Below are 26,882 nucleotides of genomic sequence, written 5' to 3'. Positions count from 1 at the left end.
TAACCCAAAATCATTAAAGCCGTCTATGCTCTATTATTGTAACACCTTACAAAAAATTTCGCTAGGTATGGTGTTGATTTTGTGTACTCTTTTTCCAATCAAAAGAGCCAAAAAGGGCTAGGATAAACTATTAAAATCAAATCAATCATCAATTCTTTGACTGAAAAACATTGAATTGCTTGACAAATGGTAGAAACATAACTCCATAATCTCTGCAGTGGTGTTACCCACTACAGAAATTATAGAGCCCAAAAAGTTTGGAACTCCCCATCCCAAACTTTTTTACATCCCAAATCCTGTCACTGTCACTCCTAAAAGACGCACACCTTTTGTCTGCTCGTCCAAGCTATCATAAATCTCATGTGCAATGCGCTCAATCTGCTCCGCATCTTGCGTTCTTGTCGCTAAGCTCTGCCTTTTTGTCAATGTTGAAAAATCCGCATAGCGAATCTTCAGAACAATCGTCCTACCCGATTTTCCATGCTTTTTTAAACTACGAGCTACCTTTTGTGATAAAAGGGTCAGCTCCTTTTTTATGTCGTCTTCGTTATGGAGCAATTTCCCATAAGTTCTTTCCTTGCCGATAGACTTACGAATACGGTTGACTTTTACTGGTGAATTGCTGATGCCTCTTGCCTTGCGATAAAGGTCAAATCCAAATCGACCAAACAAGTCAATCAAGGTCATCTCAGGAATTTCTAATAAATCTGCTCCCGTATAAACACCCATATCATGCAGCTTTGCTACTGTCTTTTTCCCAACACCGTAAAATTTGGCAACATCCATTTGAGACAGAAAAGATTCTGCTTCTCCCGGCAAAACCACGGTCAGCCCGTGAGGCTTTTCATAGTCACTAGCCATTTTTGCCAAAAATTTGTTATAGGAAACACCAGCAGAACTGGTCAAATGAAGCTCTGTCCATATCTCGTGCTGGATTAACTTGGCCATCTTGACAGCAGATTTCATATCCAGCTTATTTTTGGTCACGTCCAGATAGGCTTCATCAATACTGATTGGCTCAATCATATCTGTATATCGTTTAAAAATGGCTCGAATTTGCTGGCTGACTGCCTGATATTTTTCATAATTTCCCGAAATGAAAACCGCCTGTGGACAACGCTCATAAGCTTCTTTGGAGCTCATAGCTGAGTGAACACCAAACTTGCGCGCCTCATAATTGCAAGTTGAGACAACGCCTCGTCCGCCTGTTAAACGAGGGTCTGCTCCGATGATGACCGGCTTGCCTTTTAGTGCTGGATTGTCTCTTTCTTCTACGGAGGCAAAAAAGGCATCCATATCAATGTGAATGATTTTCCGAGATGTATCATTGATTAAGGGAAAAATTAACATCAATACAGCTCCTTTCTCGACTCTGTTCTTTCTTCCATTATACAATTTTTATCATTTTTTCCAAAATATTTGAAAATATGCTGATTTTTTCAAAAATATAATACAATTTACGCTAGTTTTTAAATCTGTATTATAAAAGAAAGTGCTTTTATGACCAGATTCCATTTGTGGAAACGATTACTATATGATATACTTATTTTATAAATGTAACAGATTTGTGTTACTAGAAAGATACAAGAGGAAAAAAACATGGTTGTTAAAACTGTTGTCGAAGCACAGGATATTTTTGACAAAGCTTGGGAAGGCTTCAAAGGGGAAGATTGGCGCGAAAAAGCTAGCGTATCTCGTTTTGTACAAGCAAACTACACTCCTTATGATGGAGATGAAAGTTTCTTAGCTGGTCCAACTGAACGCTCTCTTCACATTAAAAAAATTATCGAAGACACAAAAGCACATTATGAAGAAACACGTTTCCCAATGGATACACGTGCTACTTCAATCGCTGACATTCCAGCTGGATACATTGATAAAGACAATGAATTAATCTATGGTATCCAAAATGATGAATTGTTCAAATTGAACTTCATGCCAAAAGGTGGTATCCGTATGGCGGAAACTGCTTTGAAGGAACATGGCTATGAACCAGATCCTAAAATGCATGAAATCTTCACAAAATACGTAACAACTGTAAATGACGGTATTTTCCGTGCCTACACAACAAATATCCGTCGCGCACGTCACGCACACACTGTAACAGGTTTGCCAGATGCTTATTCACGTGGACGTATCATCGGTGTTTATGCTCGTCTTGCACTTTACGGAGCAGATTACTTGATGGCTGAAAAAGTGGAAGATTGGAACGCTTTGACAGACATTGATGAAGAAACTATTCGTCTTCGCGAAGAAGTCAACCTTCAATACCAATCATTGAAAGAAGTTGTTCGCTTAGGTGACCTTTATGGTCTTGATGTTCGCAGACCTGCTATGAACGTAAAAGAAGCTATTCAATGGGTGAACATTGCTTTCATGGCTGTCTGTCGTGTCGTCAACGGTGCTGCTACTTCACTTGGACGTGTTCCAATCGTTCTTGACATTTATGCAGAACGTGACTTAGCTCGTGGTACTTTCACCGAATCAGAAATCCAAGAATTTGTTGATGACTTCGTTTTGAAACTTCGTACTGTGAAATTCGCTCGTACAAAAGCTTATGACGAATTGTATTCAGGTGACCCAACTTTCATCACAACTTCTATGGCTGGTATGGGAAATGACGGTCGCCACCGTGTTACAAAAATGGATTACCGTTTCTTGAACACATTGGACAACATCGGTAACTCTCCAGAGCCAAACTTGACAGTTCTTTGGACGGATAAATTACCATACACTTTCCGTCATTACTGCATGCACATGAGTCACAAACATTCTTCTATCCAATACGAAGGTGTAACGACAATGGCAAAAGACGGCTATGGCGAAATGAGCTGTATCTCTTGCTGTGTGTCACCACTTGACCCAGAAAACGAAGAACAACGCCACAACATCCAATACTTCGGTGCTCGTGTAAACGTCCTTAAAGCTCTCTTGACTGGTTTGAACGGTGGTTACGACGATGTTCACAAAGACTACAAAGTATTTGATATTGACCCTATCCGCGACGAAGTACTTGAATTTGAATCTGTTAAAGCAAACTTTGAAAAATCACTTGATTGGTTGACAGACACTTACGTAGATGCATTGAATATCATTCACTACATGACAGATAAGTACAACTATGAAGCTGTTCAAATGGCCTTCTTGCCTACACATCAACGTGCTAACATGGGATTTGGTATCTGTGGATTTGCCAATACTGTTGATACATTAGCTGCTATCAAATATGCTACTGTTAAACCAATTCGCGATGAAAATGGCTACATTTACGACTATGAAACAACCGGTGACTACCCACGTTGGGGTGAAGATGACCCTCGCTCAAACGAATTGGCTGAATGGTTGATTGAAGCCTACACAACTCGCCTTCGTAGCCACAGACTGTACAAGAACGCTGAAGCAACTGTATCATTACTTACTATCACTTCAAATGTTGCTTACTCTAAACAAACTGGTAACTCTCCAGTTCACAAAGGGGTTTACCTCAATGAAGACGGCAGTGTGAACTTGTCTAAATTGGAATTCTTCTCACCAGGTGCAAACCCTTCTAACAAAGCTCGTGGTGGTTGGTTGCAAAATCTCAACTCACTAGCTAGCCTTGACTTTGGTTATGCAGCAGACGGTATCTCACTAACTACTCAAGTTTCACCTCGTGCTCTTGGTAAAACTCGTGAAGAACAAGTGGATAACTTGGTAACGATTCTTGACGGTTACTTTGAAAATGGTGGTCAACACGTCAACTTAAACGTTATGGACTTGAAAGATGTCTATGACAAGATTATGAATGGTGAAGATGTTATCGTTCGTATCTCAGGTTACTGTGTCAACACTAAATACCTTACAAAAGAACAAAAAACTGAATTGACTCAACGTGTCTTCCACGAAGTGCTTTCAATGGATGATGCCCTTAGCTAATTCAATTCTATTCTCAAAAACCAGTTGGAAATTCCAGCTGGTTTTCTTCTTTTTTATGCTATAATAGAGGTATTGTTAGTTAAAAGAAAAGGGTGTAAAAATGGTGGAGAAAAGAGATGTAGAAAGGGAAGACAAATTTAATCTAACTGTTGATGTCCTGATGTTAGCAGGTACGCTTCTGCTTCAAAGTGGTTCTGAAATTTATCGGGTTGAAGATACCATGATTCGGATTGCTCATTCTCAAGGAATTATGGATTGTAATGCACTCGCAATGCCAGTTGCCATTTTCTTTTCAATTGAAAACACCAATATTTCGCGTATGAAACGCATTACTCATTCAAATTACAATATCGAAAAAGTGTGCGATGTCAATCAAGTATCGCGTGAACTGGTTAGCGGGGACATCAGTCTTGAAGATGCTTTTGAGAAATTAACTCAGCTAAAAAAGAAAAAGACACCTTACACAAACAGGCAACTGACATTTGCTGCTACTATTAGTGCCCCTTTTTTCTCTATCATGTTTGGTGGCAATCTCTATGATGCACTCGGCGCTGCTCTTGCGACCTTCTTTGGCTTTACCTTTTCTCTTTCGGTCAATAAATACGTGCGCATTCCTTTTGTCACAGCTTTTGCAGGAGCTTTTATTTTTGGTCTGCTGGCACAGATCTGGGCGCGCTATTCTGGCTTTCCTTCCAGTGCGGACTTAATCATCGCTGGTGCTGTCATGCCTTTTGTTCCCGGTATTGCTCTGACCAATGCCGTGCGTGATTTGATGACCAATCATCTCAACTCCGGAATGAGCAAAATCTTTGAAACGCTGTTGATCACTTTGGCACTCGGAGCTGGCACTTCCGTAGCTCTCGTCTTAATGAAATAAAAGGTGAATCCATTGACTGTCTTACTACAAGCTGCAGCAAGTTTTCTTGCAATTGTAATGTTCTTAATCGTTTTAAATGTTCAAAAAAGAATGCTCATTCCAGGAGGAATCCTTGGAATGTTCATCTGGCTTTTGTATTATGTATTAAAAGGTCCAACAAATGTGATTATTGCTACGTTTATTGCAGCTATTATCGGATCTTGCATTAGTCAAGTTTTGAGCATTCTTTATAAAACCCCTGCTGTCGTCTTTATCTTAGCCATTTTAGCTCCATTGGTTCCGGGCTATCTTTCTTATCGTACAACGGCCTATTTTGTCACTGGAGATTATAGTCATGCTATGGTTAATGCTACCTTGGTGGTGATTTTAGCCTTGGTCATTTCAATTGGAATGGCAAGTGGTACGGTGGTGCTCAGACTCTACCATTATCTGCAAAAACACCGTTCTTCGTAATTCAACAAAAACAACCGAACTGTCTAAAACCCTTCTTATCTTAAGATGGTCTTTTTCTCAGTTTCCACTTGAATTATGATAAAATGGAATAGAATAATATTTACATGAAACCGAAATATATAGAGGTAATGATGAACATTGGAATTGATAAAATTGGCTTTGCGACAGCCAATTACGTATTAAAATTAGAAAATTTGGCAGAAGCGCGTAACATTGACCCGGAAAAACTAAGCAAGGGACTTTTACTAAAAGAAATTAGTATTGCCCCTGTCACAGAGGATATTGTAACCATGGGAGCGAGTGCAGCAGCATCTATTTTGACCGAAGAAGATAAACAGGCTATTGACATGGTCATCGTAGCCAGCGAATCTGGGATTGACCAAAGTAAGGCTTCTGCTGTTTTTGTTCATGGTTTGCTTGGAATTCAGCCATTTGCACGCAGTTTTGAAATGAAAGAGGCTTGCTACAGCGCTACTGCCGCACTGGATTATGCGAAATTGCACGTCGAAAAACACCCTAGCTCAAAAGTGTTGGTCATTGCAAGCGATATTGCCAAATACGGTATTGAGACACCGGGAGAGCCGACACAAGGCGCTGGTTCGATAGCTATGCTCATCACTAGTCATCCACGAATTCTAGCCTTCAATGAGGACAATGTCGCTCAAACACGAGACATCATGGACTTCTGGCGTCCGAATTATTCCACAACACCCTTCGTCAATGGCATGTACTCCACTCAGCAGTATTTGGATAGCTTAAAAACGACTTGGGCGGAGTACCTAAGACGCAATCAAGTCTCTTTGAAAGATTTTGCAGCAGTTTGTTTTCACTTACCTTATCCAAAGATAGCTTTAAAAGGTATGCGGAAAATCATGGATAAGACATTGCCAAGCGAACAACAAGCACAACTGCAAGAAAATTTTGAGCAATCTATTCTTTACAGTCAAAAAGTAGGTAACATTTATACTGGCTCCCTCTTTTTAGGTCTCCTTTCCCTGCTTGAAAATAGTACGACACTCAAAGCAGGTAACCGCATTGCGCTCTTTAGCTACGGAAGCGGAGCTGTATCAGAAATCTTTAGTGGGCAGCTCGTAGCAGGTTTTGAGCAGCAGCTTGAAGCCAATCGTATGGAAAAACTTGACAGCCGTACACCTCTGAGCATTCCAGATTATGAGAAGGTATTTTTTGAAGAAGCAGAACTAGATGAAAATGGCTCTGCTAGCTTTACAGGCTATGAAAATCAAGACTTTGCCTTAGCAGAAATCGTAGAACACCAACGTACATACATCAAGGTGGAAAAATAATATGAAGATAAGTTGGACGGGCTTTTCAAAAAAATCGCTTCAAGAACGTTTGCAAATTTTAAAAGATTATCACTTACTAAACGAGGATAATCAAACAAACCTTGAGCATAATCACATGCTCCCTCTCTCAACAGCCGACCAAATGAGCGAAAATGTTCTGGCGACATTTGCTCTGCCCTACTCTTTCGTTCCTGATGTTGTGGTAGACGAGCAAGTTTATCAGGTACCTTTCGTAACAGAAGAGCCCTCTGTCGTTGCGGCTGCTAGCTTTGCAGCAAAAATTATTAAGCGCTCTGGAGGCTTCAAAACGACTATTCACAATCGTCAAATGATTGGACAGGTTGCTCTCTATCAAGTAGCAAATATTGAAGCGGCTATAAAAAATATCCAAAATCACAAGCAAGAATTGCTAGAGCTGGCCAATCAAGCACACCCGTCGATTGTCAACCGCGGAGGTGGTGCGCGTGATTTACGTGTAGAATGGCTAAATGGCGAAGCTGAATTTTTAGTCGTTTATCTAACAGTTGACACCCAAGAAGCTATGGGCGCCAATATCCTCAATACCATGCTAGAAGCGTTGAAAACACCATTAGAAGAGTTGACTGGCGGTGAAAGCTTGATGGCAATTCTATCAAATTATGCAACAGAAGCCTTAGTAACTGCCACCTGTGAAATTGATCTTCGTTTTCTTAGTCGAAATAAATCAGAAGCCATTGACATTGCTAAAAAAATCGTGCTGGCAAGCCAATTTGCCAAGCAAGACCCTTATCGTGCCAGCACCCACAATAAAGGCATTTTCAACGGAATTGATGCTGTCGTATTAGCGACAGGAAATGACTGGCGGGCGATTGAAGCTGGTGCGCATGCCTACGCTAGTAGAAATGGTTCCTATCAAGGATTGACTACTTGGTCAATCAAGGAAGTTACTCAAACGCTCTGCGGAGAGATTACGCTTCCTCTTCCCATTGCTACCAAAGGGGGCTCCATTGGGCTCAACCCTACGGTGGAAGTTAGCTTTGACTTGCTAAAACAACCAACCGCCAAAGAGTTAGCCAGTATTATTGCGTCTATCGGCTTAGCGCAAAATTTTGCGGCTCTAAAAGCCCTGGTCAGCACCGGTATCCAGCACGGTCACATGAAGCTACAAGCCAAATCTCTCGCTCTTTTAGCAGGAGCTAAGGATACAGAAATCGCTCTTCTGGTTTCTCAACTCATTTCTGAGAAACATTTTAGTTTCAAAAGAGCACAAGAAATTTTAGAAAACATTCGTCAAAAATCATAGAAAAAAAAGAATCCGATAAGTGAAAAAACTCATCGGATTTCTTTATTTAGTTGATCTTGTGCTTCTCGCAAACGTCCATACAAAAGATAAGGCACTCGTCTTAATTCCGGCAAATTTTGGCAACCAAGTGCACACATAATCAAACGCAAATCTTCTTTCCAACCGTTTACAATCGTGATGACTTCATCCACCGAATATGTCTCAATCAATTCTAACATGGTGCGTGAAAGTCCTACAGCCTTAGCTCCTAACACAAAAGCCTTCACCATATCAAGCGGCTGCCGTACGCCACCACTCACCAAAATATCCATTTTATCCATCATCGGTTGAGCATTTAGTAAGACTTGGAGTGTCGATTGCCCCCAATCATTGAGATAGTCTCGATTGCCACCGCGCCTGTTTTCAATATAGGCGAAGCTCGTTCCGCCACGACCAGAAAGATCAACCGTTCGAATACCGAGGTCATAAGCAGTTTCGATCGTTGCCAAATCCATACCAAAGCCAACCTCTTTCAACACTACCGGGACTGTGCTTTGCTCAGCATAGTCTTTTAAATGTGCTCGCCAAGTTTTAAAAGAGCGTTCTCCTTCTGGCATGAGCAATTCTTGCATGAGATTGACATGTACTTGCAAAAAAAGAGGATGAAGATCTGTGATTGCCTGCTGACCTAGGGAATACGGCTTATCCACTCCAATATTAGTGGCAAGGAGCAGGTTGGGCTTGTCTTTGCTGACAGCATAAGAATCATCTGCTGGATTATTCACGGCAGCACTGTAAGAGCCTGTGACAAAGAGAATACCGCAGGATTCTGCAACTTGTGCCAAGCGCTGATTGATGTCTTTCCCTTTCTCACTTCCACCTGTCATAGCATTGATGTAAAACGGAAATTCCCAATCTTTGCCTGCAAACTGCGTCGTCAAATCCATCTCGTCCAAATCATACTTAGGAAGCGAGCAATGAATAAGCTCCATGTCATCAAAACTGTTGTAGCCAGAGGTTTGCTCCAAAGCATACTTTATGTGCTCGTCTTTACGATTTTCACTCATTTATTCCCACCTCTCCTTATATAAAAGGACAACCTCTGCCCTTTGCCAACGTTCCACTAAGATTTGACTGGCGGGCGAATCAAAAGACAATGCTATGCCGCAGTCGCCACCGCCAGCACCGCTACTCTTTGCCACACAGTCCAATCCTTGACTGGCTCTTTTTAAAGCTCTCAGTTTTTCATTGTAAATAGCGGGGCTAAGTTCCGCCAATAGGTCGCTAACCTTTTCTAGGCTTTCTTTCATAATTTCCTTCTCACCAGCAAGCAGCGCCTTCTCCAGTCGAAGAACTTCTTCTTGTGTTTGTGTTAGAAAACTGGATGAAATTGCTGATTTGACCTGATTGATCAGATCTCTAGAAATAGCTGGTTCTTTTGTCCAGCCTACAAGAAAGTCAAACGTAAGTTGTGGTTGAATCCTCCGAATGACGTATCCCCAATCTTGGGATATTACCTGTTTTAAGGGCGAATCATTGATCTGCTCCGCTATTCTTTTGCGGTCAAAAGATTGGTAATAAATCAAATCTTCATAAGCGATACAAGCCACATCTCCCATTGAGCCATTGTCACCACGTTTAAGAAGAACATAGGCTGCTAGCTTAAAAGTTTCATCAGCAGATAAAGCTAGGTCATACAAGACTGCTATCGCGCGTATGGTTAAAACTACGACACTCCCACTAGAACCAAGACCAATTTTTTTCCCACCTCGCTCCATTTTTCCAGTAATGGTTAAGGAAAAGGGACGCAGTGAAATGGATCGACTTTGTAAAAACTCATTCATAACAGCAACCGTATCCTGAATGAGACTGTACTCATCATCAGGCGTCAAGTCTACAACATGCTCAAACATATCTGAAAACAACTGATAACGTTCAGAAAAATGAATTTTTCCCGTCATATAAATCGGAATATTTTTCAGAATCGCGCCTTGTCCCGCTGTCAATACAGAGTATTCCCCTGCCAAATACAATTTCCCACATGTTCTTACTGTTTTAGTCATCTGGCAATTCCTTCGTTTTAGAGACAATGAGGCGGTATTTTGTTGCAAATATCGGCACCAAATGCTCCAAATCTTCTTCCAAACACAGCACTTTTACATTTGGTCCTGCATCCATAGTGAAATAACAACGCTCTCCTTGACTGCGTAATTGTTTGATGAAGTCCATTGCTTCATAGCTTTTTTCGGTCAGGTAAGAAAAAGCTGGCGTTGCTGTCTTAGTGGTAGTATGCATGGCAAGCGCATTTTTTTCTGTTAATTCTCCCACCTTAGCAAAATCATTGTTAGACAAATAAGTCAGCATAGCTTTATAATCTTCTTCTGACTGTCTCACCCAATCATCAAATGTCGTGGAGGTTTCTGCACAGCGTTTCATTCCCTCACGACTTGAAATCGGCTTTTTCTGATCGTACAAAACCAGCATTATCATCGCTAATTTCAAATCTGTCTTTACTGAATAAATCTCTCCGCTATCCTTGTCCCAAGCTGCAATCGGTCCATAAAAACTCCGTGAAGAAGATCCAGAAGCTAATTTTGCTTTTTGTGCTAGCTCTTTTGTGGACAAGTGCAATTCAAAAAAATCATTACAAGCCTTAACGAGCGCAGACAAACCACTCGAACTAGATGAAAGTCCTGCTGCTGTCGGCATATTATTGTTGGTATCAATTCGTACAAAACTAGCTCCTTGAGGACGAAAACGATCTACAATATTACTCATTTTTTTATGTTCGGCTTGATCTTGCAGAACACCATTGATGTAAAATTCATCTGACCGGGCACTCGCTGGTAAGCTAGACAGAGTTGTTTCTGTGTACATATTTTCCAAGGTCAAAGAAATACTGCTCGTCGCAGGAATTATCTTGACAGTATCTTTCTTACCCCAATATTTGATAATGGCAATATTGGCATAAGACCGCACCTTTACAGGCTTTCGATCCATGTGTTCACCGCTCCTTTCTCCCTCAATAAATCGGCTAAACTGACAGCCTTTTCTTTGCTCGCCACTAGAGCGATAATGCAGCCACCTAGACCACCACCACTCATTTTCGCACCAAGCGCTCCATTTTCTTGCGCTGTGGCAACAAGTCGATCGGCTTCAGGGCAACTCACGCCTAGATTTTTTAAGCTGAGGTGAGCTTCTGACATAGCTATCCCGATTCTCTCTAAATCTTTTGCTTTCAAAGCTTCTTCAACTTCATTGGTTAATTTTCCAAGCTGATAAAGGTAAGGCAAAGCGGTCATTCCTAGCTGCTCAACTTTTTGAATGGCTTCGCGTGTATGCCCATAAATCCCTGTGTCTGCAATCAAAAGATAAGCTCCAAGATTCGTCTCAAACTCTGAAAAACCAACATTTTTAATAAATTTAATAGCATGATCGCTCAAGCAAGTCTTAGCATCCAAACCACTCGGATTCATGTGGGCAATCATCTCTGCCCGATTGGCTAAAGTCTCCAGAGTTTCCCTATCCAACTCCTGTTCATAATAATCAAAAACAGCTCGAATCGCAGCAATACTCACTGCCGCAGAAGAACCCATTCCTCGCTTTTCAGGCACCATGGACTCAATCTCACAGCGAATATAAGCCTCTTGCACCCCTAGAAATTCCAAAGAAGCAAAAACCGCCATAGAAAGGGTATCTTCCTCATACAAAATCCACGCATGATCTGACGGCAAAATGCGACAAGTCACTTCAATATTAGTTAAAGGTAGAGACAAAGCAGGGTAGCCATAGACAACGGCATGCTCCCCTATCAAAATAATCTTACTATGTGCCCGACCGACACCTACTTTTTTTGTCATATTCTCTCTCTACATCACAATACTTCATCTATTATTTTAATATAATTCATAGAAAAAAGCGATCGTTAGTAGTCAATTCCTTTTATATTCCAAACTAATTTATTTCAACTTTTAAAACAGCGAAAAAGAGCAGGAAATCCAGCTCTTATCCTAACTGTCTTCATTTTACAGATTTTGTTTAATCAAATCCATGAGCTCATTGCGGTCTAAAATCCATTGTGCACGTTCGTCTTTCTCATACGTTCGGTTGGAAAGGAAGATGACCACTTTCTGCTGCAAACGATTAAACATAATAAATGTTCCTGTGTAGCCTGTGTGTTGCAACCACTCTTTGTCTAAATCCCAAGCAAGACTGCGTGTTTTTCCAATCTCCTTTGAGAAATTTTTTGTCAAAGTTGCTGCAAAGTCATCCTGTAAATAATGCTCCAAAAAGAGCTTCAAATCCCGAACTGTCGAAAACAAGCCTGCACTACCAGCGTGTCTGCCCAACACACGCGCTTTGGGGTCATGTACAATCCCTGCTTTCACACCGCGAACCGTTGGCACCGCTTGTGCGACAGGACCAAACGCTGTTTCTTTCATACCCCAAGGCTGAAAAATTTTCTGTTCAAAAATGTCACTCAAAGCAGAATGAAAAATTTCTTCTACCATAAAACCCAGCAATAAAAAATTCACATCAGTATAACGAAAACGCTTGCTATCAAGCACTTTCAAATGATTTAGCGCCTCTTTCAATTCAGCCGCATTGAGTGCATCTCGATTGGGGATAAAGGGATCTAGCCCTGATGTGTGAGTAGCCAGCTGACCTACCGTGACAGAATTGTCATGAAAAGCGGGATAATATTGTGTCAGAGGCGCATCTAAATCGAGTTTTTTCTCATGGAATAGAAAAGCCAAAATCGTTCCGACACCCACAACCTTACTGACACTTGCTAAGTCATAGACCAGTCCTGCTCGGCTTTTCTCACTGCGCTCAGGATTGCTCTCACCAAGATAATATTCTTGCCACTCTCCACGAGTATACAAAGCTAAGCTGGCTCCAGGATAGATTTGTTGTGCTATCTGTTCTTCGACTTTTGAGAGAATCTTGCTTGAACTCATACCGCTTCAATCCAAACTTCAATTTGGCTCTCATCTTTGGTCAGGAAAAATTTGCCCGATTTAGGAACAAAAATTTCTCTTCCTTGAGATAAATCGCGCAACGCTCCCACATCAAATTGCTCAACTGTAAATTTAATCATTGCCAAATCCCAAGTTTGAGTACTCTCCGTCAATAAATCTGCTCCGCTTGCTTGTGAGAATGTTAGAACAGACTGATTTCCTAACCATTCCTGATAAAAAGTGACTGCTTTTTCCTCATCTGGAACATTGATGTGAATCTGCTCTATAGTAAATTGGCTGAGCCCTACAAAATCCTCTAGCGGTGCGAATGCTGGTGCGATCATTATTCTCTGTAAGGTTGTCCAATCTTCCTCGCTATGCAGTAAAAACGTATCTCCTTCCGGCGAAGTTGCTTCAAAAGCATAGCCATTGTCACCTTGGTAAAGATAATCGACTTTGCTACCACGCGCCAAAAGTGCTTCAATTTCTCGTGGATTAGCTACTTTGATGACAATTTTCGCTAATTTCTTAGTCCCAACAACTTTGCGAGTGCGCATACTGGGCGACTCTTCTAGCTGCAATTTTTCAACTTTTGTCTGATCTCCAAGACTGACAAAAGCTCCTTCCTCTAGCAAATTTTTCATTCCCAAAGTTTGACAATAAAATGCGAGATTGTTTTTTCGATTATTGATTTTTAATACTGGTATCGTATTTACAATTTTATTTGTTGAACACATAAATTCCTCCAAGCCTTTCTATTTTAAATAATTTTTGTGTATTTTACAAATATTTATGTAAAAATAGAAAAAATTGTGCTATTACTGATAAATATTTTGTGCCACTACCAGCTCATTTGCTGACTCAAATTCATATTGAAGGTAAGACTGATAAGTTCCCGGCGCAATAATCCCACGCATATCTAAAATGGCTGTTCCAGCCTGTCCGATAATGCTATCGGCTAGCAGACAGCAATTGGTAGACAGGATAAAATAAGTCTTAAAACGACTTGTTTTAAACTTATATAAACGAGCATTCAACTCATGTTTCAATTTATAAGCATACGTGCGCTTACCATCTTTCAAATCCGCCGGTGGATCCCACACTTCCAACAACTCATCAATCTCAGCCAACCGTTTCTCCACAGCTAGCTTTTGCTCATCTGTCAAAGATAACCCATAACCAAACAAAGTTTTTTTGCTTTCTTCTTTGCACAAATCAATATAAGCGTCTTTATCTACTTTAAACAAGACACCATCTCCAATCGTGCCGAATAAACGCTCTGAAAAAACATCATAACTACCATAGGAAATAACTTTTCCTTTATAGCAAATATCAACGTGTCCAATCATCCCAAAAAGATTCTGGTCTGACGTATGGATTAGCACCTCTAAGTCAACGGGCTTTTCTTCGTCTCGGATACTACTATAAACCTTTTGTGGTTTCTTTTTTTCACCTTGTAAAAAACGATTAAAGCGATTCAGTTGCTCTGCTGGGAAAAAGGCAGCGATAATGATAGGCAGGTTAATCCGAATACGGCGTCGAAGTTGTTTTTTCTCCACATCGGTGTTGAACATAAGACCGTCTCGAACGTTAGAAAAGCCTAGTAATATCAGATAAATACCAACAATCAAAAATTGCATCCTACCATCCGTGCTGGGAGAAAAGACAGTTGTCAGTCCAATCCCGCCATAAAGCAAGGTATCAAAAAGATAACGAAAACCACCTTTTAACTTATTCTGCCGATAAAGAAGATATGTAATACCATAGATTGCCGCTGTACACAGCTGATAACAGCCCAATATAATAATGACAATATTGACTGGCAGATTGCTGGCACGGTTAAGAAAGCCAACAACCAGTCCCACTAAAACATGGAGGAGGGCAGAACCAAGACTGATACGATTTTTCTTCACTAAGAAACGGAAAAAAAGATTGATAACTCCGACAAATAAAAAGTAAATGACCAATAAATCTAGGGCAAATTTTGTAAAATCAACACCATTTGCAATAATAATAACGCCAAAAAGAATCGCCAAAATACCGAACAATAGAGTCCGTCTCCCACTTAGTTTATCTAATTCCATTTCATCTCTCCCAAATAAAAGGCAGGAATGAGACAAAAATTGCTACTTTGCAAAAAATCAGTTTTGCTGTCTCACTCCCGTTACTGTTATTATCCTTACTCTTTAGTATAGCATTTTATATTGGCAAACGTCTAGTCACTTATCTATTTTTTCGCTCAATCTTATCTCTTCGTTATCAAAAAACGGCTCGTAATGAACCGTTTCTTTTTTGACAACTTATCCATAAATCATCTTGTAAAGTGCTACTGCAGCAATACCGGCAAGGATTGGAGATACAACTGGTACCCAAGCATACCACCATTTTGAATCTCCTTTGTGCTCACCAAGAACTGATTTTGGAAGAAGGAAATGAAGAATACGTGGGCCTAAGTCACGTGCAGGGTTTAGACCTGGACCCGTAGGACCACCAAGTGACGTTACCAATGCCATGACAAGGAAACCAAGTGCTAAGTGGGCAACAGCAAGTCCGGCATTGATGTGAGAACCAATTGCAACTTTTCCTTGGATTTGAGTAGCATCCACTCCACGAGTAGCAGCATATTTAACAACTTCTGCACCAAAATAGTTTTTGGTCATAGCCATTGCTGCAAAGAACAAGATAAATGAACCAATAAATTCATTGACAAAGCCATTTATCATAGAAGCAGCATGTGATTTCTTGCTTCCGTCATCCGTATTTACAATAGTTGAGAATGATCCCAAAATCGCATTAGGATTTGTTGTTTGCAAATAGTAAGGGCGGTGACTTGCTACTACTAATGCTTGTCCAAATATCGCTCCCAATAATTGTGCAATAATGTAAGGCGCAACTTGTGCCCAAGGGAAGTATCCGCTAATCGCAAGTCCTAGTGTGAATGCAGGATTGATATGGTTTCCTGATACATTTCCAAACATAAGAGCAGGAATCATAACCCCCATACCATAACCAACTGCGATGACTAACCAGCCACTTTGATGACCTTTGGTTCCCTTTAATTCCACATTAGCAACAGCTCCGTTCCCCAAAATAATGAGAATTGCCGTTCCAAGAAATTCTGTGATATATTTCACAGTCCATGTGACATCCATTTTTGTTCTCCTCTTTAATGAAAAAATTTTAGACAAATCCTATTTTATCAGTTACAATGGATAATGTAAAGGTTATTTTTTGACAAAATGTAAAAAAGGAGTAAAAATATGCGCTATAATCAGTATAGTTATACACCAGAAACAAACGAAAAAATGCTGGCTGAAATGGAAAACATTGGATTTTCTTTCCAACCAGGGCATTCTGATAAAGAAAATTTGGAAACTTTTGTACGTAGAACTCTTTTTAATTATAAACATACAGACTATGCCCTAAAATCTTTGATTGCCAATTCAAAAACAGACTTACTCAGTTTTTTTACGTCCAATCAAGAATTGACAGCAGAGATTTTTTATACCATCATTTTTCAATTGCTGGAATTTGTGCCCTTTGTTGACTTCGACGATGTAGAAACATTCCGCAAGGACGTAAACTTTCCCATTACCTATGGAAATCTGCTCGAAAATCTCTATCAGTTGCTCAACACACGCACCAAAAACGGCAATCTCTTGATTGATAAACTAGTGAGCGACGGTTTGATTCCTGAAGACAATACCTACCACTATTTCAATGGTAAAAGTCTTGCGACTTTTACTAGCCATAATGCAATCCGCGAAGTGGTCTATGTGGAATCGCGCGTGGATACCGACGAAGACGGTCTGCCTGATTTGATTAAGGTCAGTATCATTCGTCCTCGTTTTGACGGACAAATTCCTGCCGTTATGACTGCCAGCCCTTATCACCAAGGAACCAACGACAAAGCTAGCGACAAAGCGCTCTATAACATGAATGTGGATTTGGTTAAAAAGGAAGCTGGAAAAATTACCGTCCATAACTCTGAAGTTTGCTTGGTTGAACCACAAGGTCAAGCAGTATTGGTGGAGCAAGCAGAAGAAACACTCGGTCATATCGGTACTTACACGCTCAATGATTATTTGCTTCCTCGTGGTTTTGCTAATTTATATGTATCAGGTGTGGGAACCAAGGACTCTGAGGGGCTTATGACGAGCGGAGATTATTATCAAATCGAAGCCTATAAAAATGTTATTGATTGGTTAAATGGTCGCTGCCGTGCGTTCACAGACCATACCAAACAGCGAGAAATCAAAGCCACTTGGTCCAATGGAAAAGTTGCTACAACAGGAATTTCTTACCTCGGAACCTTGTCAAATGGGCTAGCTACGACTGGCGTAGAAGGGCTGGAGGTTATTATTGCCGAAGCTGGAATTTCTTCTTGGTACAATTACTATCGTGAAAATGGTTTGGTGACAAGTCCTGGGGGCTATCCTGGTGAAGATTTTGACTCTTTGACAGAATTAACCTACTCACGCAATCTTCTAGCAGGTGAACGTCTTCGTCACGATGCTGAGTATCAAAAAAGCCTCAAATCATTAAAAGAAAATCTCGATCGCAAAACAGGGGACTACAATCAATTTTGGCATGACCGCAACTATCTGATTCACGCGCACAAGGTCAAAGCCGAAGTCGTCTTTACGCATGGCTCCCAAGACTGGAATGTCAAGCCGCTCAATGTGTACAACATGTTCCATGCCCTGCCACAAAACATCAAAAAGCATTTGTTTTTCCACAACGGTGCTCACGTTTACATGAACAATTGGCAATCCATTGACTTTCGTGAGTCCATGAATGCACTTCTCAGCAAGAAACTGCTAGGCTACAATTCTCACTTTGAATTGCCAACCGTAATCTGGCAAGACAATAGTCAAGCACAAAGCTGGTTGTCACTAGAGACTTTCGGCAATCCAGAACACTACACTCATTTCAATCTAGGTAGTACTACTCAAGATATTCAAAATGCTTACTCTGAGACGGACTACAAGCGTTTCAGCAAGACTTATCAAACCTTCAAAAATGAACTCTTTGACGGAAAAGTCAATCAAGTGACCGTTGACTTCACTTTAGAAAAAGACCTTTTCCTTAACGGCCCCGTCAAGCTCAATCTGCGCCTTAAATCCAGCACCGATAAAGGCTTGATTTCCGCACAGCTGTTAGATTTTGGACAAGCTAAACGCCTCATCCCAATTCCTGGCGTCCTTGCACCAAAAGTCATGGACAATGGTCGCTTTTATATGCTGGATCATTTAATGGAATTGCCTTTCAAAGAGACACCGCATCGCGTTGTGACAAAAGGATTTCTCAACCTACAGAACCGCAACAATCTGCTAACCGTCGAAGAAGTCACACCAGACCAATGGTTGGAATTTTCTTTTGAATTGCAGCCAACCATTTACAAAATGAAAATAGGCGATACACTTCGCCTCGTCCTTTACACAACCGACTTTGAGCACACCGTCCGCGATAATACTGACTATCATTTGACCATTGACCTAGCAAACTCTAGCTTAGATGTGCCAGATATGGTAAAATAAGACGTTAATGTTTGAAAATTAAGGAGAACCAAAACAATGATGAATATGCAATCAATGATGAAACAAGCACAAAAATTACAAAAACAAATGGAAAAAGGGCAAGCCGAGCTTGCTGCGACAGAATTTGTTGGCAAATCTGCCCAAAGCCTCGTGGTCGCAACTCTTACAGGTGATAAAAAAGTCGTCAAAATCGACTTCCAAGAAGCCGTTGTCGACCCAGAAGACTTAGAAACTTTATCTGACATGACAACCCAAGCTATCAACGCTGCCCTCGCAGAAATTGATGCCGCAACTAAGAAAAAATTAGGTGCCTTTGCAGGCAAAATGCCGTTTTAAAACAAATCTCAAAAAACTCACCCCCTCCTAGTTCATTGCTAAGAGGGGGCTATTTTATGTAAAATTAAAGAAATCAAAGGCTTTATTGAGGAGTAAGTCTGTATATTTTGGATTGTCTTTCAGCTCTTTAATGGAACTTTGCACCAGTTGAACATCATCCGTTATGATACCGTCAACATTCAAGCGGAAAGATTTTGCAATGCTGTTTACATCGTTGACCGTCCAATCATAGAGCAATTTATCGGCTTGCCACAACTTAGAAACAAAGTTTTCATCCAGTGTGGAATATTCCATAGTATAACCGCTAGCTTTGGTTCGTGGGAAGATTGTATTATAAGGCAAGATAAAAAAGCTTTTAATGCTGGCATCGTATTTCACAACCTTTTCAATCACGCGATAGTCCAATGAATGCATTTGATGCCCGTACTTTTTAATCGTTGGACCATATTTTTTCAAAAAGCGCTCCATCATATCCGAAGAATCTTTTTTGCTGGTTTTGATTTCAATGAGCAGCCGCTGTCCCAATTCGTTGGCACGTTTGAGATACGCATCAAAACTAGAAATTTTTGTCCGATAGCCATTTTCTGAAACATCTAAATCAGTTAGTTCTGCCAAGGTCAAATCCTGTGGACTTGCATTGACACCCACCAAATTTAAAAGATTAGCATCGTGCATCATGACAAATTGACCATCTTTTGTCTCTTGCACATCCATTTCAATGTAATCCGGCTTCAGCAAAGCTGTCTTTTCCAATGACTGAATCGTATTTTGTACACCATTTTTCTGCGACACTCCTCGGTGAGAAATCGTAACAGGAACAGTTTCCAATGGAAAAATGAGATACATATAACCTTCTACTGCAAAAAATACAGAAGCAATGGAAATCACAAGCCAGCGCAAAACACGATCGAACTTCCGCCGCGGACAATCCGCCAAGCCTTGCTCAGTCAGAAAAGAAACGAATTTAATCAAGAAATAACTCAACATCAGATAGTGAGCATTTTTCAGCAACACATAATTCATCACACCAGCAATCGTTGCCACTTGATTGGAATGACCGTCTGCAACATGCTGTAAAAGAAAGAGAGGCAGAGCCATTCCAAAAAAGAAGAGAAAAGTCTTGGTCACAATCCAAAACAACTGCCAAGAATAAAAGAAAGTTCGTTTCTTAGTTTTTTCTAAGCTGAACTGCACCGCTTCTCTTACGGAAGAATTTTCAAAAAAGATTTTTGGCAAGGCAAACATCAACTTGACCGCAATCAATAACATCAGCCATACAAGCAGGGTCAGGACGACAGCACCCCAAAAATACGTCTCTTTCAAATAAGTTAAGATAAAATTTGGAACTAAAATTTTGTTTAGATAGTAAATTTTGAGGATTTTTCGGAGAAAAGGAAAGAGCAGAGCGATGTAGAGCAAGACAAACAAGATTTTACTAGGACGTGCCTGCTTTAAGGTGAGCAAACTGTCTGCTATGGTTTTCTTGGTAAATTTCAAGAGTGTTCGCTTTTCTTGAGTCAATAGATTGTGCGCTCCTAAAAAAAGAAGTGTGATTTGAACATAAGCGACCAACAGATTGGCTAAAAACAAGAGGATAAAAGCCAGAGTAACTAGAGGATGACTAGATAACACTCCAACTACATTGTTATACGATAGAAATTGATAGCCCGTCTGACGAAGCAAAGTACCTGCCGCCCACGAATTAAAAGGCAACCAAGCATATTCTGTCAGCATAAAAATAATAAAAAACAAAAATAGAATTTTATCAAGATTTTGATAGAGTTTTTGAAAACCTAAACGCTGTTGTTTCATCATTCTCCTTTAACTTATTTTTCATCAACTGAAGCATAAAGAGGATTTGCTAGACGGATTAAGTCAGCATAATCTTGTTTTAATGCTTCAAAAGCTATTCTGACCTCTGCCGGAATCTCCACATGCGCAATATAGTTTTTTCCTTTTGGTCCGTACCCAGTTGCATTGTCTGTTAATCGTGGAATTTCTCCCATTAACAAACTGATGTAACGCTCCATTGCCCACATACCATGAAGTTTCTGTTTAAAAGTCAACTGTTCTTCTTTCACCGTCACTTCTGCATGATATGCAGCAAAATTGATAATTTTCTTTTCCTTAGAGAGGTACTTTCTAAGCCCTGCGTCCATTCGTTCCTGCATAGTGGCATCCTGACAAAAAATAATAGACTGATAATCAATCTTTTCGTGCTCCAACAAATCCAATAAATAAGTGATGTTGTTTCCACAATTGGTCGAGCGACACTCCAAATAATCAGCTGCTAAGTTATACTTTTCTTTCAAGTAAGCATTGAAAATTTCTGCCTCTGACAAAGTTTGTGTTTCTATTTTCGGATACTCTTTAGCGACTACTTGGCGCAAAGTATCAGTCGTATGACCCGCGCCACCAACAATCACATAAATCTTTGCGATATTCGCGAACATAGCCTGCGCTAGAATATTTCCACCCGCTAGAATACTCCCACCAAACAGCACCATGACATCAGCCTGTTTTAGGCTATATTTATCTTCTAAAGCTTTTTGTGTTAATTCTGGCAAATCGCGTTTTCCACAAAAAGAGCCAAGGATATTGATATTGTTTGCTAGTTCTTCCTTTACCATACCTTTCATTCTATAAAAAAATCTCAGTTTCTTCAACCGAGATTCTCTCTATCGTCCAAACAATCTTGCAAAGAAACCTTTCTGCTCTTGTGCTTGCACTTTTTCTTTAGCTTCGTCCAATTCTAATAGCAACGTTTCACGCTCATTCATGGCCTTAGCAGTCAATTGCTGCTGCTGGTCTAATTGCTTATCTTTTTCAGCAATTTGCACATCTTTCACGCGCAATTGCTCATCTTTTTTAGCTAATTGAGCATCTTTTGCTTTTAACTGGTCATACAAACGCACAATTTCTGCATTTTTCTCATCTACCAAAATTTCCATGAGCTCACGTTGCTTGACATCTTCGCTGACCGGTTCATCTTCAAAAATCGTCTTTTTGTAAATTTCTTCCAGCTTTATCAAACCGCTGCGCGTCACAACGGTGACCCCTTTTTCATTCTTGTCGGTATCTTCGGGCGCAAGAGTTTTGACCCGATTGTTCATCGCCTGACGGCTAATCCCTAAAATCTCGGCTAGCTCGCTGACTGTCTTTTCAATTGCCATAATTTCCTCTGAAACTTTTTCTAGATATATACCTAAATCTTATCATATCAAGGCTTAACTGTCAAATTTGCTCCGGATTTCAAGGAATTTCACCATATTTATGATACAATAAAATTTGACATATTCATTTAAAGAAAGAAGTACAATGAACCATTTTGATACAATCGTGATAGGCGGAGGACCTGCTGGTATGATGGCTGCTATTTCCAGTTCTTTTCATGGACAAAAGACTCTCCTCTTAGAAAAAAATAAACGCTTAGGTAAGAAACTTGCCGGAACAGGTGGCGGACGCTGCAATGTGACGAATAATGGCACTTTAGAAGATTTATTAGCTGGCATACCAGGCAACGGTCGCTTCCTCTACAGTGTCTTTTCCCAGTTTGACAATCATGACATTATGAATTTTTTCACTGAGAATGGCGTGAAACTTAAAGTGGAAGACCACGAGCGCGTTTTCCCAACAACAGACAAATCTTCTACAATTATTGAAGCCTTGGAACAAAAAATAAAAGAGCTGGGTGCTACAATCAAGACACAGACAGAAGTGGTTTCTGTAAAGAAAAACGCGGATTGCTTTATCATCAAGTCAAGTGAGCACATTTGGAGCAGCGACCGATTGATTGTCACCACAGGTGGTAAATCCTATCCTTCAACTGGCTCTACTGGCTTTGGCTATGAGATTGCGCGTCATTTCAACCATACGGTTACTGAGCTAGAGGCTGCTGAAAGCCCACTTTTGACTGACTTTCCACATAGGGCTTTGCAGGGGATTGCATTAGCCAATGTCACCCTCCATTATGATAAACATATCATCACTCACGACCTTCTCTTTACTCATTTTGGTTTATCTGGTCCAGCCGCATTGCGACTTTCCAGTTTCCTCAAAGGCGGTGAAACCATTTATTTAGATGTCTTACCACAGTTTTCTGCGGAAGATTTGGCAGCATTTTTAGAAAATAACCGAGAAAAATCGCTCAAAAATAGCCTCAAACAATTGCTTCCTGAACGTCTGGCAGACTTTTTCGCGCAGCCATTCCCTGAAAAAGGCAAACAATTGACTGAAAAAGAAAAAGAAGAGCTCATTCAACAGCTCAAAGCTCTACCGATTCCTATTATCGGCAAAATGTCTCTAGCCAAATCTTTTGTGACCAAAGGCGGTGTCAGTCTTAAGGAAATCAATCCCAAGACTTTAGAAAGCAAACTAGTTTCTGGGCTTTATTTTGCTGGCGAAGTGCTGGATATCAATGCTCATACCGGTGGATTTAATATTACAGTCGCTCTCTGTACTGGCTGGGTTGCTGGAAGTGTGGAATACTAAAAATAGAGCAAATGCTACCATGCAGAACACTAGTATTTGCCCTATTTTTTATTTTACTTGTGAACGTATGCTTGGATAACATCTGCTACATATTGAGCTGTTCCAACTCCAAATTGGTCAATATTTTTCTTAAATTCAGGATTTGCCACGTAGCCTTTTCCAATAAAAGCGAAAACTTCCAGAGAACAATCAAAGGCATAGGTATTCATTGCTTGAAATAACTGCTCGGCTTCTGATAAATTCTCTTGTGCTTCCACAGCTAGACCTTTTTGCATATTATTAGCTAGATTGCGAAAAACTTTGTTAAATGCTTCCGTCGTCTCAGTTTCTTTGCCAACTTGTCGTACACGAGACTCGTCCATTACTTCTTGACCGTATGTTTCAACCGCTTGATGATAATAATTTGCATGGTCTTCGTAGGTAAATCCAACAAATTTTTCTTGTGTCGTCATTTTTCTTTCTCCTTTTTGAGCTTGAATTGTCTTTTGCAAGGTGAAAATCAAGGTATCCAAATGTCCCCTTTCCTGCTGCAAAAACTGCAATTGCTTGTTCAAGTGAGGCAATAGTTCCTGCTCTTCCTGACTTAGTAGCTCTGCTATTTTCTTTAAAGAAAATCCAAGATATTTGTAAAATAAAATAACTTGCAGGCGCTCTAAATCTGCTTCACTATAAAGACGATACCCGTTTTCAGACTTTTGCGGCACAAGCAAGCCTATCTTATCATAGTGATGCAGTGTTTTGACAGAAACACCTGAAAGCTGCGCAGCTTCTTTGATTTGATACATCATTTCCTCCTTACAAATCTCATTATAAACCCTCCCCTTAGGTTGAAGTCAATACTTTTTTAAAAATATTTTACCCCCAAATAGAGTTATCACAAAGTACGCCCTTGCTTTGTACAAAAAATCACTAATGTTGCTTGCAAAGCAAATCTCAACACCATTCGCTTTTCAAATACGAAAGAGCACTTTTGACGAAAACTTTGTTTTCTTTATCCACCACCTCAATAGTCTAAGGGACTGTTGAGCACCCTTGCGGGGGTGAAACTACCAGCTCCCATTGTGCCTGGGAAACTCTAAACTGACTAAAAACAGCAAAGTTTTTCCGAACTCCCCCTGTAATGATAACTAACATAAACAGAGGCGGCAAGTTAATAGTTCTTTTGTCCCTATTGTCTCTGTTAGCTATCTCTTCTTTCACTTGTTTCAACTGCATCTCAAAACGAAAGAAAACATAGAAATAATAAGGATTTTCGCTCGTAGAATATATGAATTTTATTGTATTATTTGTGAAATTTTGGTAATATATATATAATAATACAAGAGTACTTGTATGAGGAAAGTTAGTGTCTGGCTATCCTTAAAAATAAACAAAGAATAGAAAGGATTAAAATGTCAAAAAAGAAAAAAGACACACCGTTAGTCTTTCTAGTCTTGCTGAAGTGGTTAGCTGAACTGATCTATTTTGTAGGAATTGTGTTCGTTGTCGGCACAGCTCTCCTACTCTTAACATATAATATTCTCAATATACCGCTAAACTATATCCACATTGCGGCTTTAATTGCTTCTTTCATCTACATATTGGTTGGATTTTTAGTGGCAAATAGTTCCGAAGACATCGTAATCGCTAGCAACTACTTTAAAATCCTATCGGCGCTTGGTTACTTAGCAGTCATTAGCTACTTTGACAATCAACTATTTGATTATTTAAAAAATCCAGTCGTTGATATCTGCTTAGCCATACCATTTTTGATTGCCATTATTTATAAAAAAATTTATAGAAAAATGATTTACCGTGCTGTCTTTAAAAAACATCATTCTGTCTCTTTTTACAGTGAGTATTCAAGTATTGAAGAGATAAAAGACTCGATGTTAGAAGCTGTCCGTGAAGCAGTCAAGGACGGTCACAAAGAAAATGTAGAAGTTGTCGGAAAAAATTTCCGGCAAGATGCAAAAGGAAATATCATCGGTATTTTCAAAATTTCACTAGCTCGTAAATTATTTAAAATCACTCAGCCAAAACTAATGCTGATCACCTTAAACTTTAATATCAATAATAATGAATAGGAGTCTACAATCATGTCAGAAATAGATAAACCCGTTTTAACACTAGAGCAAGATCGCTTCTTAAAAAACAAATCATTTGATACTTACAAAAAAAAACTTGAAGTGCTATCAAGAGCTTATAGTGCTAATGCCATGAAAACAATCAATGGCTTCTCATTAGATTCAGAAGAACAATACAAAGCACTGTTTGAAGCTGTATTTTCAGGTGTTTGGGACGTTGATACCGGCATGCGTTATGTCAATGTCACAGAAATTATTGGCGTCTCTAGTTTCTTAGCTGGACAAAAAGACGAAAACGGTTATTATGTACGCAATGCTGATGGGGAAATTGTCTGGGATGTTGTAGATATTGATGAAGCTGAACTCTTCACAGACGAGCAAATCGCAACTATTGTTCCAAAAGAATATCGTGGGAAATCATTTGTTCTTCGTGAGTTAGATGCACGCAAAGAATGGGGAGAAAAGCAACCTTCAGAAGACATTTCTGAAGAGGTACAGCCCGTTGTTGAAGAGGCAGTCGTTGATGTAAAGACAGAACCAGAACCTGAGCCCGCACCAATTGTCCAACCAGCACCTACCGCTGAAACGAAGGTTAAACAACAAAAACCTATCGTAAAACCAGACCCAGTAGTAAAGCCACGTCCCATGACAAAATCTGAAAGACAACAACAAAAAAAAGATTACACAAAAGAATCCATTAAAATTATCAATGCAACCATTGACAGCCTTGGATAGTAACAATTTTCAATAATATTAAAGAGGTTGGGACAAAGAGATTTCAATTTTTAAAAATCTTAATTATTAAGCCCTTCAAATCTATAATTAAATGCGAAAAGCGAACAAAGCAGAATTCTGATTACCAGAAAACTAGTTTTGTTCGCTTTTTATATTTGAGGTCGGACTTTTGTCCCAGCCTCTTTTGTCCTCTTTTCAATCTGAAAAGGATTGACTTAAATTTTAAAATAGAAGTAGAACGAAGCACTTTTGACTTATTTATCATATATCCAAATACACAATCAACAACGACATTATATTATAACAAAGAGGTTGAGACTCGGTCTCAACCTCTTTTTGTCACTATTGCCTAGCAAGAGTTAGGATAATCATCGTTAGGGACTTATTCTTCCTCTTTACGTTTCTTGAAGCCAAGCATTGACAATGCTGTAGCAGCAAACGCTAATCCTACCAATGCTGCACCATCATTTGTAACTTCACCTGTTGAAGGCAAGGTTACTTGTGGAGTTACAGGTTGTTTTGGAGTAGTTGGCACTACTGGAGTAGGTGTTGGTGTAGGAGGTGTTTGCGGTTTTTCAGGTGTCTTAGGAGTTTCTGGCGGTGTTTGTGGTTTGTCAGGAGTCTTAGGCTTGTCTGGCGTTACCACTGTTACCGTATTAGAATTTCTTTCAACACCATTGATGATTTCAGTAAAGGTATTCTTCACAGTACCATAGTCAAGTTGTTTCACTTGCATGTAACCTGTAGCTTGGAATTCACTATTATCTGAAATACTGTTCAAGAAGGCGCTAGAGAATGAGTACACAACTGTTCTTGTCTTGTGATCAACAGTTTGGTTGACAAACTTCGTCAAATCTGTACCCTTGGCAATCTTTTGACCATTCTTAAGAAGAATATCTGTCTTCGCATACCATTTGTGAACACCGTTGTATTCTACTAATGG

24 protein-coding genes are annotated in these 26,882 nt (G+C 39.9%); 10 read left to right on the top strand and 14 right to left on the bottom strand.

What is annotated here, in order from left to right:
* Nucleotides 1–282: 282 nt before the first annotated feature.
* On the bottom strand, nucleotides 283–1,350 hold the full coding sequence (gene dinB, locus HMPREF2984_RS06545; RefSeq protein WP_070670837.1) for a DNA polymerase IV: 1,068 nt from the start codon (nucleotides 1,348–1,350) through the stop codon (nucleotides 283–285).
* 249 nt (nucleotides 1,351–1,599) lie between these two features.
* Here dinB and pflB point away from each other — a divergent pair, with 249 nt between their 5' ends.
* The 5 genes from pflB to HMPREF2984_RS06520 all read left to right on the top strand — a co-directional run bounded on the left by pflB (nucleotide 1,600) and on the right by HMPREF2984_RS06520 (nucleotide 7,831).
* Complete coding sequence (pflB, locus tag HMPREF2984_RS06540) at nucleotides 1,600–3,915, top strand: formate C-acetyltransferase (RefSeq protein WP_003029425.1); 2,316 nt, start codon at nucleotides 1,600–1,602, stop codon at nucleotides 3,913–3,915.
* Between the two features lie 100 nt (nucleotides 3,916–4,015).
* Entirely contained in the window at nucleotides 4,016–4,792 is a 777-nt protein-coding gene (locus tag HMPREF2984_RS06535) for a threonine/serine exporter family protein (protein WP_049534501.1), read from the top strand.
* A gap of 3 nt (nucleotides 4,793–4,795) precedes the next feature.
* Nucleotides 4,796–5,245 carry a threonine/serine exporter family protein gene (locus HMPREF2984_RS06530; RefSeq protein ID WP_106382352.1) on the top strand — a complete coding sequence of 150 codons (450 nt, stop codon included), beginning with the start codon at nucleotides 4,796–4,798 and terminating at the stop codon, nucleotides 5,243–5,245.
* A 131-nt stretch (nucleotides 5,246–5,376) separates the two neighbouring features.
* Nucleotides 5,377–6,549, top strand: coding sequence for a hydroxymethylglutaryl-CoA synthase (locus HMPREF2984_RS06525; RefSeq protein WP_059221252.1), 1,173 nt, complete (start codon nucleotides 5,377–5,379; stop codon nucleotides 6,547–6,549).
* Nucleotide 6,550: 1 nt separating this feature from the next.
* The gene (locus HMPREF2984_RS06520) at nucleotides 6,551–7,831 is read left to right on the top strand and encodes a hydroxymethylglutaryl-CoA reductase, degradative (protein ID WP_070670836.1); all 1,281 of its coding nucleotides are present in this window, start codon (nucleotides 6,551–6,553) and stop codon (nucleotides 7,829–7,831) included.
* A gap of 29 nt (nucleotides 7,832–7,860) precedes the next feature.
* On the opposite strand, the gene fni is transcribed toward HMPREF2984_RS06520, so the two are convergent.
* The 8 genes from fni to gla form a co-directional block, all read right to left on the bottom strand.
* On the bottom strand, nucleotides 7,861–8,877 hold the full coding sequence (gene fni, locus HMPREF2984_RS06515; RefSeq protein ID WP_049534508.1) for a type 2 isopentenyl-diphosphate Delta-isomerase: 1,017 nt from the start codon (nucleotides 8,875–8,877) through the stop codon (nucleotides 7,861–7,863).
* Nucleotides 8,878–9,873 carry a phosphomevalonate kinase gene (locus HMPREF2984_RS06510; protein ID WP_070670834.1) on the bottom strand — a complete coding sequence of 332 codons (996 nt, stop codon included), beginning with the start codon at nucleotides 9,871–9,873 and terminating at the stop codon, nucleotides 8,878–8,880. It abuts the gene before it with no gap.
* Nucleotides 9,866–10,810, bottom strand: a complete 945-nt coding sequence (gene mvaD, locus HMPREF2984_RS06505; protein ID WP_070670832.1) for a diphosphomevalonate decarboxylase — start codon at nucleotides 10,808–10,810, stop codon at nucleotides 9,866–9,868. The genes HMPREF2984_RS06510 and mvaD overlap by 8 nt, the downstream gene beginning before the upstream one ends.
* A complete protein-coding gene (gene mvk, locus HMPREF2984_RS06500) occupies nucleotides 10,792–11,670 on the bottom strand; it encodes a mevalonate kinase (protein ID WP_049534516.1) in 879 nt (292 codons plus the stop codon). The genes mvaD and mvk overlap by 19 nt, the downstream gene beginning before the upstream one ends.
* 165 nt (nucleotides 11,671–11,835) lie before the next feature.
* Nucleotides 11,836–12,771: a serine hydrolase domain-containing protein gene (locus HMPREF2984_RS06495; protein WP_049534518.1), complete on the bottom strand. Its 936-nt coding sequence runs from the start codon at nucleotides 12,769–12,771 to the stop codon at nucleotides 11,836–11,838.
* On the bottom strand, nucleotides 12,768–13,508 hold the full coding sequence (locus HMPREF2984_RS06490) for a CppA N-terminal domain-containing protein (protein ID WP_070670829.1): 741 nt from the start codon (nucleotides 13,506–13,508) through the stop codon (nucleotides 12,768–12,770). Before HMPREF2984_RS06490 ends, HMPREF2984_RS06495 begins: the two co-directional genes overlap by 4 nt.
* An 81-nt stretch (nucleotides 13,509–13,589) precedes the next feature.
* Nucleotides 13,590–14,855, bottom strand: a complete 1,266-nt coding sequence (locus HMPREF2984_RS06485; RefSeq protein WP_057489556.1) for a hypothetical protein — start codon at nucleotides 14,853–14,855, stop codon at nucleotides 13,590–13,592.
* Between the two features lie 216 nt (nucleotides 14,856–15,071).
* Nucleotides 15,072–15,923 (bottom strand): aquaglyceroporin Gla, encoded by an 852-nt coding sequence (gla, locus tag HMPREF2984_RS06480; protein WP_003033015.1) that lies wholly within the window; start codon nucleotides 15,921–15,923, stop codon nucleotides 15,072–15,074.
* A gap of 108 nt (nucleotides 15,924–16,031) precedes the next feature.
* On the opposite strand from gla, the gene HMPREF2984_RS06475 reads away from it, so the two are divergent.
* Nucleotides 16,032–18,311: a Xaa-Pro dipeptidyl-peptidase gene (locus HMPREF2984_RS06475; RefSeq protein WP_021001212.1), complete on the top strand. Its 2,280-nt coding sequence runs from the start codon at nucleotides 16,032–16,034 to the stop codon at nucleotides 18,309–18,311.
* A 36-nt stretch (nucleotides 18,312–18,347) separates the two neighbouring features.
* Nucleotides 18,348–18,647, top strand: coding sequence for a YbaB/EbfC family nucleoid-associated protein (locus HMPREF2984_RS06470; protein ID WP_021001211.1), 300 nt, complete (start codon nucleotides 18,348–18,350; stop codon nucleotides 18,645–18,647).
* Nucleotides 18,648–18,701: 54 nt separating this feature from the next.
* On the opposite strand, the gene HMPREF2984_RS06465 is transcribed toward HMPREF2984_RS06470, so the two are convergent.
* Genes HMPREF2984_RS06465 through HMPREF2984_RS06455 form a run of 3 tightly spaced genes read right to left on the bottom strand, consistent with a single transcriptional unit; the run spans nucleotide 18,702 to nucleotide 21,820 of the window.
* Nucleotides 18,702–20,459, bottom strand: coding sequence for a glycerophosphoryl diester phosphodiesterase membrane domain-containing protein (locus tag HMPREF2984_RS06465; RefSeq protein WP_070670827.1), 1,758 nt, complete (start codon nucleotides 20,457–20,459; stop codon nucleotides 18,702–18,704).
* Nucleotides 20,460–20,473: 14 nt separating this feature from the next.
* Nucleotides 20,474–21,277, bottom strand: a complete 804-nt coding sequence (locus tag HMPREF2984_RS06460; RefSeq protein ID WP_041784077.1) for a hypothetical protein — start codon at nucleotides 21,275–21,277, stop codon at nucleotides 20,474–20,476.
* Nucleotides 21,278–21,325: 48 nt separating this feature from the next.
* Entirely contained in the window at nucleotides 21,326–21,820 is a 495-nt protein-coding gene (locus HMPREF2984_RS06455; RefSeq protein WP_003032083.1) for a DUF536 domain-containing protein, read from the bottom strand.
* Nucleotides 21,821–21,965: 145 nt separating this feature from the next.
* Here HMPREF2984_RS06455 and HMPREF2984_RS06450 point away from each other — a divergent pair, with 145 nt between their 5' ends.
* A complete protein-coding gene (locus HMPREF2984_RS06450; RefSeq protein ID WP_021001208.1) occupies nucleotides 21,966–23,138 on the top strand; it encodes an aminoacetone oxidase in 1,173 nt (390 codons plus the stop codon).
* A 53-nt stretch (nucleotides 23,139–23,191) separates the two neighbouring features.
* Here the strand turns inward: HMPREF2984_RS06450 and HMPREF2984_RS06445 are convergent, their stop codons facing one another.
* Nucleotides 23,192–23,923 (bottom strand): MerR family transcriptional regulator, encoded by a 732-nt coding sequence (locus HMPREF2984_RS06445; RefSeq protein ID WP_037607385.1) that lies wholly within the window; start codon nucleotides 23,921–23,923, stop codon nucleotides 23,192–23,194.
* A gap of 606 nt (nucleotides 23,924–24,529) precedes the next feature.
* Between HMPREF2984_RS06445 and HMPREF2984_RS06440 the strand changes: the two genes are divergently transcribed.
* Nucleotides 24,530–25,204 (top strand): hypothetical protein, encoded by a 675-nt coding sequence (locus HMPREF2984_RS06440; RefSeq protein ID WP_070670825.1) that lies wholly within the window; start codon nucleotides 24,530–24,532, stop codon nucleotides 25,202–25,204.
* A gap of 12 nt (nucleotides 25,205–25,216) precedes the next feature.
* Nucleotides 25,217–25,939: a hypothetical protein gene (locus HMPREF2984_RS06435; RefSeq protein ID WP_059221270.1), complete on the top strand. Its 723-nt coding sequence runs from the start codon at nucleotides 25,217–25,219 to the stop codon at nucleotides 25,937–25,939.
* 382 nt (nucleotides 25,940–26,321) lie between these two features.
* Here the strand turns inward: HMPREF2984_RS06435 and HMPREF2984_RS09745 are convergent.
* Nucleotides 26,322–26,882 (bottom strand): LPXTG cell wall anchor domain-containing protein (locus tag HMPREF2984_RS09745; protein ID WP_180363940.1); only part of this gene is annotated, 561 nt, incomplete at its 5' end.

This window comes from Streptococcus sp. HMSC066E07, from assembly GCF_001814695.1.
GTDB lineage: Bacteria > Bacillota > Bacilli > Lactobacillales > Streptococcaceae > Streptococcus > Streptococcus hominis.
This window is presented reverse-complemented; position numbering and strand designations above follow the sequence as displayed.